This is a genomic window from Streptomyces sp. NPDC058231, assembly GCF_042882275.1.
Taxonomy (GTDB): domain Bacteria; phylum Actinomycetota; class Actinomycetes; order Streptomycetales; family Streptomycetaceae; genus Streptomyces.
In genome coordinates this window covers 1-13,383 of the sequence record NZ_JBHVWN010000048.1, presented here as the reverse complement: position 1 = coordinate 13,383, position 13,383 = coordinate 1, and the positions used below count along the sequence as shown (strand labels likewise).

The window sequence follows — 13,383 nt, the reverse complement described above, 5'->3', positions numbered from 1 at the left end:
GCACGGACGACGGCCGTGGGCCCGGTACTCCCAGGGGGTGCCGGGCCCATGGCATGTCGGCGAACGAGCAGGAGGATCCCGCTGTGCAGGCGAGCGCGCACTATGACTTCGACACCGTCATCGACCGCAGGGGCACCTGGTGTGTCCAGTGGGACGGGGTCGCCGACCGGTTCGGGGTCGACGGGCTGCTCCCGTTCACCATCTCCGACATGGACTTCGAGACCGCGCCCGAGGTGCTGGCCGCACTGCGGACCCGGCTCGAACACGGCGTGCTCGGCTACACGAACTGGCAGCAGGACGACTTCCGGTCGGCGATAGCGCACTGGTACGGGACGCGGTACGGCACCGAGCTGGACACCGACCGGCTGGTCTACGGACCGTCCGTACTCAGCCAGTTCTCGCAGCTTCTGCAGATGTGGACGGCGGAGGGCGACGACGTCGTCGTCCACACCCCCACGTACGACGGCTTCCGCAAGGCGATCACCGGCCTCGGCCGCGAGCTTCGGGGTGTGCCGGTGGGCGACACCGAGGCGCTGGAACGGGAACTGGCGCGCCCGGACGCGAAGGTGCTGGTGCTGTGCTCGCCGCACAACCCGACCGGCCGGGTGTGGACGGAGCCGGAACTCGCCGCGATGGCTTCGCTGGCCGCGCGGCACGGCGTCGCGGTGATCAGCGACGAGATCCATGCGGACTTCGTGCACGAGGGGCATCGCCATGTGCCGTGGACGCGGGTGGCCGACGGGGCCGGCGGCCGCTGGGCGGTGATCACGTCCGCCTCGAAGTCCTTCAACTTCCCCGCGCTGACGGGCTCGTACGGCATCATCGGCGACCCGGCGGACCGGACGGAGTTCCTGCGCCGCATGGAGACGGCGGAGGGTCTCGCCTCCCCGGCGGTCCTCTCGCTGACCGCGCACATCGCCGCGTACCGGGAGGGCGGCGCATGGCTGGACGCGGTGCGCGCATACGTGCGCTCCAACCTGGCACTGGTCGCGGAACGGCTGAACGGCGCCTTTCCCGAGCTGTCCTGGGCACCCCCGCAGGCCGGCTACCTGGCGTGGATCGACCTCCGGCCGCTGGACGTGGACGACGAGGCGCTGCAGCGGGAGCTGATCGAACGCGAAAAGGTCGCGATCATGCCGGGGACGGTCTACGGGGCGCAGGGCCATCTGCGGCTCAACGTGGGGTGTCCGCGGAGCAAGGTGGAGGCGGGCGTCGAGGCGCTGATCCGGGCGCTGAAGGCAGTGCGGGCGTAAGGCTCCCGGGACGGCCGCGGCCGGTTCGCCGACCGGTGCCGTACGGTGCCCGATGGCACCTGGGCGCCACCGCACGGCCGGGGGCCCGCTCCACGCCCCCGGCACGGCGGTGTCTGTGCCGGGGTGATTCCCGCGGACGCTGACTGGCCGCCTCTCCCCGGACCGGAGATGCTGCTCGTATGGGTGAGACATCGGCCGGCCGGATCCGTGCCGCCTCCGCGGCCGGACGCTGGGTCGTCCTGACCACCGTCCTCGGATCCACCATGGCCCTGCTCGATTCCACGGTCATCAACGTCGCCCTGCCCCGCATCGGCGAGGACCTCGGCACCGATCTCGCCGCGCTGCAGTGGACCGTCAACGCCTATCTGCTGACGCTTGCCGGGCTGATCCTCCTCGGTGGGGCGCTCGGTGACCGGTTCGGGCGGCGGCGGGTGTTCGTGGTGGGGGTGGTGTGGTTCGCGACCGCGTCGTTGCTGTGCGGAGTGGCGCCGAACTCCACCGTCCTGATCATCGCCCGCGCCCTCCAGGGGGTGGGCGGGGCCATGCTGACGCCCGGGTCGCTGGCGCTGATCCAGGCCAGTTTCCATCCGGACGACCGGGCCCGGGCGGTCGGGCTGTGGTCGGGTTTCGGCGGGGTGGGGGCCGCGATCGGACCGTTCGTCGGCGGGTGGCTCGTCGACGGGCCCGGGTGGCGGTGGGTCTTCCTGATCAACGTGCCGGTCGCCGCGGTATGTGTGCCGGTGGCGTTGCGGCACGTACCGGAGTCGCGGGACCCGCACGTGCACGGACGCTTCGACGTACTGGGGGCCGTGCTCGGTGCGCTCGCCCTGGCCCTGGTGACCTATGCGCTGATCGAGGCACCGGCGCAGGGGGCGTCCGCGGTCGTGATCGCGGCCGCTGTCTGCGGGGTACTGATGGCGGCGGTGTTCGTGCAGGTGGAGCGGGTGCGGGCGGAGCCCATGCTGCCGCCGTCGATGTTCGAGTCCCGTCAGTTCACCGCCGTCAACGTCGTCACGCTCTGCGTCTACGGTGCGCTCGGCGGCTATTTCTTCCTCTCCGCCATTCAGCTCCAGGTCGTGGCCGGGTACTCCGCTCTCGGCGCCGGGACCGCCCTGCTGCCGACGACGGTGCTGATGCTGCTGTTCTCCGCCTCCTCCGGTGAACTGGCGCAGCGCATCGGACCGCGGATCCCGCTCACCGTCGGGCCGTTGCTCGCCGCCACCGGGATGCTGCTGATGATGCGGGTGGGGCCGGGCGACGCCTCGCCCTCCGGGTACGTGCGGGACGTGCTGCCCGCCGTCGGCGTGCTCGGCCTGGGACTGGTCACCGTGGTGGCACCGCTCACCGCGACCGTCCTCGCCTCCGTCGACACCGCGCGGGCCGGGCTGGCCAGCGGGATCAACAACGCCGCCGCCCGCGCCGCCGGGCTGATCGCCGTGGCCGCGCTGCCGTTGCTCGCCGGAATGGGGCCGGAGGCGTACCGGGACGCCGGTGAGTTCGCCGCGACGTTCCGACGGGCCATGCCGATGTGCGCGGGACTGCTGGTGCTGGGGTCGGTGATCGCCTGGGCGACGGTACGCACCCCCGTGGCGCCCCGGAAGGATGCGGCGCGGCCCGAGTGCACCGTGCACTGCGGGGTCAGCGCCCCGCCCCTGGAGCCGGCCCCCGAGACCGGGCCGGAACCGGACGGGGTCTGACCGCCCGCCGGTGCCCGGCTACCCCCTGCGGGCATGTGCCAGGCACACTTGAACCCATGTCCATCCACGAGAACCTGCTCGGGGGACCTCCCCCGACCCACCTGCCCGACGACCCCGAGCCGCGCGAGCTGCTCGCCAACGGCACGGCCCCCGCCGACGTCGCCGCGAAGTACCCGACGTCTTCGCTGGCCTGGGCACAGCTCGCCGACGAGGCGTTCGAGGGCGGCCGCGTCGTCGAGTCGTACGCCTACGCCCGCACCGGCTACCACCGCGGCCTGGACGCGCTGCGCCGGGCCGGCTGGAAGGGCCACGGCCCCGTCCCCTTCGAGCACGAACCGAACCGCGGCTTCCTGCGTGCCCTGCATGCCCTCGCCCGCGCCGCGCAGTCGATCGGTGAGCAGGAGGAGTACGAGCGCTGCGCGACGTTCCTCCGCGACTCGTCGCCGACCGCGGCCGAGATCCTGGGCTAGGGCCCTCGTTCGTTCGGATCACGCCGGGCTCACCGGCCCGCAGCTTTCGGCACGCGCACACCCCGGGTGTTCCGGGCCCCGCAGACCGGTACCTCGTACCGTCTGCGGGGCCTGCGTCCTTCCGCACGGTCCGTTTAGGATGCGGGCAGGGGACCGGAGCTCCATCACCTCACGGAAGGGGCGGACCGCTACCCGGAAGCTCGTGTCGAGGAGACAGCGATGTCGACGATCCACCCCGACCCCGAAGCCACCGGTGCGGACACTCCGCACCTGGACTTCGCGGGAACGACTCCGTACGAGGACTATGTCCAGGCGGATGTCCTGACCCACCTCCAGCACCTCCGCTCCGACGACCCGGGCGAGATGGTCTTCCTGGTCACCACCCAGGTCATGGAGCTGTGGTTCACGGTCATCGTCCATGAGTGGGAGACCGCCGCGCACGCCCTGCGCGAGGAGCGGCTGCAGGTCGCGCGCGACGCGCTGAAGCGGTCGGTGCGGGAACTGGAGGCGCTCAACGCGTCCTGGACGCCGCTCGCCCAGCTCACCCCCGCCCAGTTCAACTCCTACCGCGGCGCCCTCGGCGAGGGCTCCGGCTTCCAGTCGGCGATGTACCGGCGGATGGAGTTCCTGCTCGGCGACAAGTCCGCGTCGATGCTCGTACCGCACCGGGGCGCGCCCCGTGTCCACGCCGAGCTGGAGAAGGCGCTCGCGGAACCGAGTCTGTACGACGAGGTGCTCGCCCTGCTCGCGCGACGCGGGCACGCCGTGCCGCAGGCCGTGCTCGGCCGGGACCTGACGCAGAAGTACGAGCCGTCCCCCGAGGTCGAGGCCGTCTGGGCGGAGATATACGCCGACCCCGAGCGGTACGACGATCTCGTCCGGCTCGGCGAGGCTCTGACCGACGTCGGCGAGCTGGTGTGGCGCTGGCGCAACGACCACCTCGTCGCCACCCGGCGCGCGATGGGTTCGAAGACCGGCACCGGCGGTTCGGCCGGCGTCGCGTGGCTGGAGAAACGCGCCACCAAGAACGTGTTCCCGGAGCTGTGGACGGCGCGCAGCCATGTCTGAGAACTTCGCCGCGCGGGCCGCGGCACTCGACGGGGCCGACGAACTCGCCGACCTGCGCAAGCTGTTCACCCTCGACGACGGGGTGTACCTCGACGGCAACTCGCTCGGCGCGCTGCCGCGGCACGTACCCGCCCGGATGCAGGAGGTCCTCGCCCGCGAGTGGGGCGAGCTGCGCATCCGGTCCTGGGACGAGAGCGGCTGGTGGACCGCGCCCGAGCGGATCGGCGACCGGATCGCCCCGCTCGTCGGAGCCGCCGCCGGGCAGATCGTGGTGGGCGATTCGACGAGCGTGAACGTCTTCAAGGCCGTCGTCGCCGCGAGCCGGCTGGCGCCGGAGGGGCGCGACGAGATCCTCGTCGACGCGACGACGTTCCCCTCGGACGGGTACATCGCCGAGTCGGCCGCCCGGATGACCGGACACCGGATCGTCCCCGTCGCCCCGGCCGATGTGCCGGGCGCGGTCGGGCCCCGGACCGCGGTCGCCCTGCTCAACCACGTCGACTACCGCACCGGCCGGCTGCACGACCTGCCCGGTCTCACCGCAACGGTGCACGCGGCGGGCGGGCTCGCCGTCTGGGACCTGTGCCACAGCGCGGGCGCGCTGCCGGTCGGGCTCGACGCGCACGGGGTGGACGTTGCGGTCGGCTGCACCTACAAGTACCTCAACGGCGGGCCCGGTTCGCCCGCCTACCTGTACGTCGCCGAGCGGCATCAGGCGGCCTTCGACTCGCCGCTGCCGGGATGGACGTCGCACGCCGACCCGTTCGCGATGACTCCGGGGTACGCACCCGCGGACGGCTCCGTACGGGGCCGGGTCGGAACCCCCGACATCCTGTCCATGCTGGCGCTCGAAGCCGCACTGGACGTGTGGGACGGGGTGCCGGTCGAGGCGGTGCGGGCCAAGTCCCTGGCGCTGACCGACTTCTTCCTGGAGTGCGTCGGGGCGTATGTACCCGAGGGCGTCGTCGTCCCGGTCACGCCGCGCGCGCACGGGGAGCGCGGCAGCCAGGTGTCGCTCCGGTGCGTGGACGCGTCGGTCACCGGACCGGCGATGCGTGCGCTCATCGAGCGGGGCGTGGTCGGGGACCTGCGGCGGCCGGATGTGCTGCGGTTCGGGTTCACGCCGCTGTACGTGGGGTTCGCGGATGCGGAGCGGGCCGCGCGGGTGCTGGGTGAGGTGCTCGACGAGGTGACGGGCCGGAAGTGACGCGTGCCGCGTCCCCACGGTGAATCCCCGTGGGGACGCGGCGCCGCATGCTGGTACCGTCCCCGCTGGTCAGGCCAGTTGGGCACCTCCGTCGAATGGTTGGAGCAGCATGTCGGATTCCGCCGCGCGCGATCGGGACGCAGTCGAGACCGAGTCGGCGTTCTCGCATCCGGCCGTCGCCCCCGACGCCTCCGCCGCCTACGGTGACCATCCCGACCAGGTGATCGACTTCTATGCCCCGCGCGACGGCCGGACCGGGGCGCCCGTGGTGGTCGTGCTGCACGGCGGTGCGTGGCGGGCCCCGTACGACCGGCTCCATGTGACGCCGCTGGCGGACTTCCTGGCCCGGCGCGGTTTCGCCGTCGCCAATGTCGAGTACCGGCGCGGCAGCGAGATTCCGCAGCAGCACGGTTCCTCCGGTCCGGTCGCGGGCCGGTGGCCGGAGACGTTCGACGATGTCGCCGCGGCGATGGACGCCCTGCCCGCACTGCTGGCCCGGGAGCTGCCGACCGCCGACGCGCGCCGGATCGTCGTCACCGGGCACTCGGCGGGCGGTCACCTGGCGCTGTGGGCCGCCGCGCGGCACGTACTCCCCGAAGGATCGCCGTGGCGGCTGCCCGCCGCGCCACCGCTGCGCGGGGTCGTCGCCCTCGCGCCGGTGGCCGATTTCGCCACGGCGGTGGAGCTGGACGTCTGCTCCGGAGCGGTGGCCCAGCTCCTGGGCGGGGAGCAGGACTTCGCGGACCGGTGCCGGTACGCCGATCCGGCCGTGCTGCTGCCCACCGGTATCGCCACCGCCGTGGTGCAGGGGCGCAGCGATCTCACGGTGCCGCACGCGGTGGCAGAGGCGTTCGTCGAAGCGGCGGCGAAGGCCGGGGAGACGGTCGGGCTGACTTTGCTGCAGGACGTCGGGCACTTCCCGCTGATCGATCCCGCGGCGGACGCCTGCGCGGTGGTGGCCGAGGAAATCGCCCAGTTGGCGTGGTGACCGGGGCGGCCGGCGCTCGTCCATGTCGCTGATGTCCCGGTTCCGGTAGTCCTTGCGACGGATGCCGCAGGATCCGTATCACTGCTGACGACGTCGCGCCGCGGTCCGCCTACCTTGGGAGCGTGACCGAGACCATCAAGACCAGAAGCCCCGAATTCCGGCTGGCCGCAGGGGTGCTGGGCGGCCTGCGGCAGGACCTCTTCCATGATGCGTTCGCCTACCGTCCGCTGCCGCCCATGCGGACCGACGGGGCGCTGACCCGGCGGCTGTCCGAGCGGATGCGCGCGCGGGCCGCCCGGACGCCGCACGCGCTGGTCGGGCTGGCCGCGCTGATCACGGCCCTCATAGGCATCGGCGCGGCGGGCGGCTCCGGGCCCTGGTCCGGGATCGAGATCGTCTTGGCCGGGCTGCTCCCGGCGCTGACCGTCACGATGACGTTGTTCCGGCCGGTCGGCGCGTTCTGGATGTCGATGGCGCTCACTCCGGTGACCGCCGTGATCACCGGCGGCGAATGGCCGTGGGTGCCGAGCGTGTTCTTCTCGCACCTGGTGGTGCTCGTCGTGGTCGCGGCCCGGACCCGGCCGCGTACCGCCGCCTGGATGTGGGTCCTGACCCTGGTGCTCGGCAGCTTCCTGGAGAACTTCGGCTGGCACTACTCGTCGACCACCGGGCCCATGGCCGTGGCCTCCGCGTTCGCCCTGCTCGTGGTGACCGTCGTGCAGACCCGCCGGGAGGCGGAGCGCGAGGTGACCGTGCAGCGCACCGTCACCGCCGTGGAACGCGACCGGCGCACGCTGCTGGAGGAGCGCACCACCATCGCCCGCGAGCTGCACGACGTGGTCGCCCACCACATGTCGGTCGTCGCGATCCAGGCCGAGGCCGCCCCGTACCGGGTGGAGAACCCGCCGCCCGAGCTGGAGCAGGCGTTCGTCACCATCCGGGAGAACGCCGTCGCCGCCCTCACCGAACTGCGCCGGGTCCTCGGCGTCGTACGGGCCGAGGACTACGAGGCACCGGACGCCCCGCAACCCACCCTCGCCGATCTCGACCGGCTGCTCGCCAATGTCGCGGACGCGGGCCTGGTCGCGGAGAAGACCGTCACCGGCGCGGTACGTGAACTGCCGCAGGGCGTCGAGCTGTCGGCGTACCGGATCATCCAGGAGGGCCTCAGCAACACGCTGCGGCACGCGCCGGGTGCCACCGCCAAGGTCGAGATCGGCTATGTGCTGGGCGGGCTGGGACTGCGGGTCGTCAACGGACCGCCGACCGGCCCGGTGAAGCCCTCGCCGGGCGCCGGGCACGGCATCACGGGTATGCGGGAGCGCGTCGTGATGCTGAACGGCGAGATGACCGCCGGGACGACCGCGGACGACGGGTACGAGGTCGCCGTGTTCCTCCCCGTACCCCTGACCCGGGAACCCGCGCAGGACGAGACCTCATGAACGACATCCGTGTCCTGATCGTCGACGACCAGATGATGGTCCGCGAGGGCTTCTCGGTGCTCCTGGGCGCGATGCCGGGCATCGAGGTCGTCGGCGAGGCCGTCGACGGCCGGCAGGCCATCGCCCGGGCGGCCGCGCTCCGGCCCGACGTGGTGCTGATGGACATCCGGATGCCGGAGCTCAACGGCATCGAGGCGACCCGCGAGATCGTCGCCGCCGACGCCGCCGCCAAGGTGCTGGTGCTGACCACCTTCGACCTCGACGAGTACGTGTACCAGGCGCTGCGCGCCGGGGCGTCCGGGTTCCTGCTGAAGGACGCCTCCGCCCGCCAGCTCGCCGACGGCGTACGGGTGGTGGCGTCCGGGGAGGCGTTGCTGGCGCCCTCCGTCACCAAGCGGCTCATCACCGAGTTCTCCCGGCTCGCCGGAGCGCCGCGGCCGCCCGCGCTGACCCGGATGGGCGACCTCACCGAGCGCGAGACGGAGGTGCTCGTCCTCATCGCGCAGGGACTGTCGAACGCGGAGATCGCCTCGCATCTGGTGGTCGCCGAGTCCACCATCAAGACGCATGTGAGCCGGATCCTGGTGAAGCTCGGGCTGCGGGACCGCACCCAGGCGGCGGTGTTCGCGTACGAGGCGAGACTGGTCACCCCCTCCTGAGCGGCCCGCCGGCAGCCCTTAGCCTCCTTCCATGCACCCGTCCCCGCGGTCCGAACCCGCCGCCACCGCCCCGTTCGACCCCTGGTCGCCCGCGTTCGTCGCCGACCCGTACCCCGCCTACGCCGCGCTGCGGGCGGCCGGCCGGGTGCACCGCTTCGAACCCACGGACCAGTGGCTCGTCCCGCACCACGCCGATGTGTCCGCGCTGCTGCGGGACCGGCGTCTGGGCCGCACGTATCTGCACCGCTTCACCCACGAGGAGTTCGGCCGGACGCCGCCGCCCGCCGCGCACGAGCCCTTCACCACCCTCAACGGGCAGGGGCTGCTCGACCTGGAGGCCCCCGACCACACCCGGATCCGGCGCCTGGTCTCCAAGGCGTTCACCCCGCGCACGGTGGAGCGGCTCGTCCCGACGGTGCGGCGGCTCGCCGCCGAGCTGGTCGACCGCTTCGTGGAGGCCGGCGGCGGCGACCTGCTCACCGCGGTCGCCGAGCCGCTGCCCGTCGCCGTCATCGCGGAGATGCTCGGCATCCCGGAGGCCGACCGCGGGCCGTTGCGGCCCTGGTCCGCGGCGATCTGCGGAATGTTTGAACTGAACCCGTCCGAGGAGACCGCGCGTGCCGCCGTCCGCGCCTCGGAGGACTTCTCCGCCTATCTGCGGGAGCTGATCGCGGAGCGCCGCAAGAACCCCGGCACCGACCTGATCTCGGCGCTGATCGCCGCGCACGACGAGGGGGAGCGGCTCAGCGAGCAGGAGATGATCTCGACCTGCGTGCTGCTGCTGAACGCGGGCCACGAGGCGACGGTCAACACCACCGTCAACGGCTGGTGGACGCTGCTGCGTCACCCGGGGCAGCTGGCGGCCCTCCGCGCCGACCACGGGCTGCTGCCCACGGCCGTGGAGGAACTGATGCGGTACGACACCCCGTTGCAGATGTTCGAGCGCTGGGTCCTCGACGACATCGAGATCGACGGCACGGTCATTCCGCGCGGCTCCGAGGTGGCCCTGCTCTTCGGCTCCGCCAACCGTGACCCGGCATGCTTCGCGGACCCGGACACCCTGGACCTGTCCCGGCGGGAGAACCCGCACCTCACGTTCGGCGCGGGCATCCACTTCTGTCTGGGCGCGCCGCTGGCCCGCGTCGAACTGGCCGCATCCTTCGGTGAATTGCTGCGACGGGCGCCCGGGATGCGGCTGGCGGCCGAACCGGAGTGGAAGCCGGGGTACGTGATCCGGGGGGTGAAGGAGCTGCGCGTGGAGCTGTGACCGTTCCCCGCCCCCGCGGGCGCCGGGCCGTGGGGGCTGCGGGTGGCGGGAACGGCCGTCCGGTCACACCTGTACGTCGCGCCTGCGCAGCGCCCCCAGGCCCGCCGCCACCAGGGCCACCGCACCCGCGGTGAGCCACAGCGCCGGCGCCCACTGCATCTGCGCGCCCGGGAGCTTCGGAAGGTGGCTGAACGGCGACAGGTCCATCACGGGCTGCGGCAGGTTCACGGCCGGCCCGATCCACCCCAGCGCCAGGCAGACCCCGACGACTCCCCATGAGGCCACTGCCGCCTTCGGCAGCGCCCCGTACAGCAGGACCGCCAGTCCGCCGAGCAGCCAGACCGCGGGCAGCTGCACCAGTGACGCGCCCAGGACCGCGGGGAGTCGGTGCCCGTAGCCGGCGGCCAGGCCGGCTCCGCCGACCAGCATGATCAGCGCCGCGCCGCCGAAGGCGATGACCAGGTGTCCGGCCGCCCAGCCGATCCGGCTCACTCCGCCCGCGAGCACCGGTTCGGCCCGCCCGGCGGTCTCCTCGCCGTGCAGCCGCAGCACCGACGCGACGATGTACAGGGCGGCGACCATCCCCAGCATCGAGACCATGGCGGCGAGGAAGGCGTCGGTCAGCCCGGCCTGTCCGCCCATCCGCTCGAAGATCTCCTTCGTCTTCTCGTTGTCGCCGACGAGATCCGCCGCACCGCCGGTCAGCCCGCCGAAGACGGCGCCGGCCGCGGCGAACGACAGCGTCCATCCGATCAGCGCACCGCGCTGCAGCCGCAGTGCCAGCCCGAAGGCCGAGGAGATCCGCCCGGTCGCGGGCCCGGGGCGCGTCGGCAGGAAGCTCATGCCGACATCGCGCCGCCCGGCCAGGGTGTACGCGACACCGCCCTGGACCAGCACCGCCGCACCGATCACCAGCAGCACCCACCACCGTTCGTCCGCGTACGCCCGGACGTTCTCCGCCCAGCCGATCGGCGAGAGCCAGTTCAGTACGGACGAGGCGTCGTCCGTCGAGGCGTCGCCCGCGGCCTTCATGACGAACGCGGCACCGATCACCGCTGCCGTCAGCCCCTTCGCGAGCCGCGCACTCTCGGTGAACTGGGCGGCGATCGCGGCGGTGCAGGCGAACAGCACCCCGGTCCCGGCGACGGCCAGCGCGAGCGTCACCGCGCCGCTGCCGCCCGCCCCGGACCCGGCCATCCCGGCCGCGGTCGTCAGGGCGAGCGCGGCGTCGGCGATCAGCGCGGCGAGAAGCGCGGCGGTCAGCGGTGCACGGCGCCCCACCATGGCGGAGGAGAGCATCTCCTGGCGGCCGCTCTCCTCCTCCTCACGGGTGTGCCGGACGACGATGATCAGGCTCATGACGGCCGCCATCGCGGCGCCGAGGCTGCCCATGCGCCAGGCGACGAGCCCGCCGACGGAGTCGTCGAAGACGGGCCCGTACACCGCGCGCAAGGAACTGTTGCCGTTCATCGACGCGGCGAGTTCGGCGCGCCGGGCCGCGGTGTCGTACAGCGACGAGAAGGACCTCCCGATGGAGGAGAACGATCCGCCGAGCACGATCACCCAGATCGGCATCATGATCCGGTCGCGTCGCAGCGCGAGCCGGAGCAGGGTGCCGGTGCCGGCGAGCTGCCCGCCCCGGGCGGCGCGGACCGGACGGGTCACGGGCACGGTCACGGCGGTCATCGGGCATCCACCCCCGTGCGCTCGTCGGCGTCCGCGGCGTAGTGCCGCAGGAAGAGTTCCTCCAGGGTGGGCGGGGTGCTGGTCAGCGACCGGACGCCGGACGAGGTGAGCGCGCCGAGGACGGCGTCCAGCTTGTCCGTGTCGACCTGGAGCGTGACCCGCAGGCCCTGGACGTCGACACCGTGCACCCCGGGCAGGTGCGCGAGCCCGTCGGGGGCGCCGGCCAGTTCGGCGGTGATGCTCGTACGCGTCAGATGCCGCATCTCCGCCAGCGAACCGGTCTCCACCGTCCGTCCCTGCCGGATGATGCTCACCCGGTCGCAGAGCGACTCGACCTCGCTCAGGATGTGGCTGGAGAGCAGGATCGTCCGCCCGCGCGCACGTTCCTCGGCGACGCAGCTCTGGAAGACCTCCTCCATCAGGGGGTCGAGCCCGCTGGTCGGCTCGTCGAGGATCAGCAGATCCACGTCCGATGCGAACGCGGCGACGAGGGCGACCTTCTGCCGGTTCCCCTTGGAGTACGTACGCCCCTTCTTGGTCGGGTCGAGTTCGTACCGGTCGATGAGGTCGGCGCGCCGGGCCCGGTCCAGGCCGCCGCGGAGCCGCCCGAACAGGTCGATCACCTCGCCGCCGGAGAGGTTCCGCCAGAGCGTGACGTCACCGGGGACGTACGCCACCCGCCGGTGCAGCTCGACCGCGTCGTTCCACGGGTCCCGGCCGAGCAGCTGGGCCGCGCCGGAGTCGGCCCGCAGCAGGCCCAGCAGGACCCGGATGGTGGTGGACTTCCCGGAGCCGTTGGGGCCGAGGAAGCCGTGAACCTCACCGGTCTCGACCGCGAGGTCGAGGCCGTCCAGCGCGTGTGTCCGCCCGAACGACTTGTGCAGTCCGGCCACGGTGATCGCCTTCGTCATGTTTCTGAACGTACGCTATCTTCACAAAATTGTGAAGTTAAGGAAGCGTATAAAGTTGAGCCGGGGTGGGAGCCGGGGACACCGCCGGGACTTCAGGGGAGACGATGGGGCGATGAGCAGCGAGAACGGGGCGGACGGATACGCACACGGGCGCGACGAGGAGGCCGTGTCGCGGTTCGTGGAGCGTTTCGCCGCAGAGATGACCGAGGCGGGCATGCAGCGGATGGCGTCCCGGGTCTTTGCCGCGCTGCTCGCCGACGACGACGGTTCGATGACCTCGGCGGAGCTCGGCGAACAGCTCCGCATCAGCCCGGCGGCGGTCTCCGGCGCGATCAACTACCTCACGCAGGTCAGCATGGTCGGCCGTGAACGCGACCCGGGCTCGCGCCGGGACCGGTACCGCCTGCACAACGAGATCTGGTACTCCACCTTCGCCGGCCGGGACCGGGTGCTGACCCGCTGGGAGCACACGCTCAAGGACGGTGCCCGGGCCCTGGGCGAGGACACCCCCGCCGGGGCGCGGCTCGTGGAGACCGCGGAGTTCTTCGAATTCCTGCAGAAGGAACTGACCGAGCTGATGGACCGCTGGCGCGACCACCGGAAGACGCTCGGCCTGCCGGGTTCGGGCGACAGGGGCAGGCCCTAGGGCGTGTTTCGAAAGTCCCGCCTGCTCGGCGACGTCTCGCACGCACGCTCGCCGCGTTGTCGGGATCACCCCGATACATCCAGTATCGG

At 72.5% G+C, this 13,383-nt stretch carries 12 protein-coding genes; 10 read left to right on the top strand and 2 right to left on the bottom strand.

The window, feature by feature from the left end:
• Positions 1 to 53: 53 nt before the first annotated feature.
• The 9 genes from ACFVXE_RS26905 (at position 54) to ACFVXE_RS26865 (ending at position 10,051) form a co-directional block, all read left to right on the top strand.
• Positions 54 to 1,253 (top strand): MalY/PatB family protein, encoded by a 1,200-nt coding sequence (locus tag ACFVXE_RS26905; RefSeq protein ID WP_389674875.1) that lies wholly within the window; start codon positions 54 to 56, stop codon positions 1,251 to 1,253.
• Between the two features lie 179 nt (positions 1,254 to 1,432).
• A complete protein-coding gene (locus tag ACFVXE_RS26900; RefSeq protein WP_389674874.1) occupies positions 1,433 to 2,950 on the top strand; it encodes an MFS transporter in 1,518 nt (505 codons plus the stop codon).
• A gap of 56 nt (positions 2,951 to 3,006) precedes the next feature.
• Complete coding sequence (locus ACFVXE_RS26895; RefSeq protein ID WP_389674873.1) at positions 3,007 to 3,420, top strand: DUF3151 domain-containing protein; 414 nt, start codon at positions 3,007 to 3,009, stop codon at positions 3,418 to 3,420.
• 219 nt (positions 3,421 to 3,639) lie between these two features.
• Positions 3,640 to 4,488, top strand: a complete 849-nt coding sequence (locus ACFVXE_RS26890; RefSeq protein ID WP_389674871.1) for a tryptophan 2,3-dioxygenase family protein — start codon at positions 3,640 to 3,642, stop codon at positions 4,486 to 4,488.
• Positions 4,481 to 5,695: a kynureninase gene (kynU, locus tag ACFVXE_RS26885; RefSeq protein ID WP_389674870.1), complete on the top strand. Its 1,215-nt coding sequence runs from the start codon at positions 4,481 to 4,483 to the stop codon at positions 5,693 to 5,695. Before ACFVXE_RS26890 ends, kynU begins: the two co-directional genes overlap by 8 nt.
• Before the next feature lie 109 nt (positions 5,696 to 5,804).
• Positions 5,805 to 6,683 carry an alpha/beta hydrolase gene (locus ACFVXE_RS26880; RefSeq protein WP_389674868.1) on the top strand — a complete coding sequence of 293 codons (879 nt, stop codon included), beginning with the start codon at positions 5,805 to 5,807 and terminating at the stop codon, positions 6,681 to 6,683.
• 122 nt (positions 6,684 to 6,805) lie between these two features.
• Positions 6,806 to 8,125, top strand: a complete 1,320-nt coding sequence (locus tag ACFVXE_RS26875) for a sensor histidine kinase (RefSeq protein ID WP_389674867.1) — start codon at positions 6,806 to 6,808, stop codon at positions 8,123 to 8,125.
• Entirely contained in the window at positions 8,122 to 8,784 is a 663-nt protein-coding gene (locus tag ACFVXE_RS26870) for a response regulator (protein WP_389674866.1), read from the top strand. Before ACFVXE_RS26875 ends, ACFVXE_RS26870 begins: the two co-directional genes overlap by 4 nt.
• Positions 8,785 to 8,815: 31 nt before the next feature.
• Entirely contained in the window at positions 8,816 to 10,051 is a 1,236-nt protein-coding gene (locus tag ACFVXE_RS26865) for a cytochrome P450 (RefSeq protein WP_389674865.1), read from the top strand.
• A 63-nt stretch (positions 10,052 to 10,114) separates the two neighbouring features.
• On the opposite strand, the gene ACFVXE_RS26860 is transcribed toward ACFVXE_RS26865, so the two are convergent.
• Positions 10,115 to 11,737 carry an ABC transporter permease gene (locus tag ACFVXE_RS26860; protein ID WP_389674864.1) on the bottom strand — a complete coding sequence of 541 codons (1,623 nt, stop codon included), beginning with the start codon at positions 11,735 to 11,737 and terminating at the stop codon, positions 10,115 to 10,117.
• Positions 11,734 to 12,648, bottom strand: coding sequence for an ATP-binding cassette domain-containing protein (locus ACFVXE_RS26855; protein ID WP_389674863.1), 915 nt, complete (start codon positions 12,646 to 12,648; stop codon positions 11,734 to 11,736). The genes ACFVXE_RS26860 and ACFVXE_RS26855 overlap by 4 nt, the downstream gene beginning before the upstream one ends.
• 112 nt (positions 12,649 to 12,760) lie before the next feature.
• On the opposite strand from ACFVXE_RS26855, the gene ACFVXE_RS26850 reads away from it, so the two are divergent.
• On the top strand, positions 12,761 to 13,294 hold the full coding sequence (locus tag ACFVXE_RS26850; protein ID WP_389674861.1) for a GbsR/MarR family transcriptional regulator: 534 nt from the start codon (positions 12,761 to 12,763) through the stop codon (positions 13,292 to 13,294).
• The last annotated feature ends 89 nt before the right edge of the window (positions 13,295 to 13,383 follow it).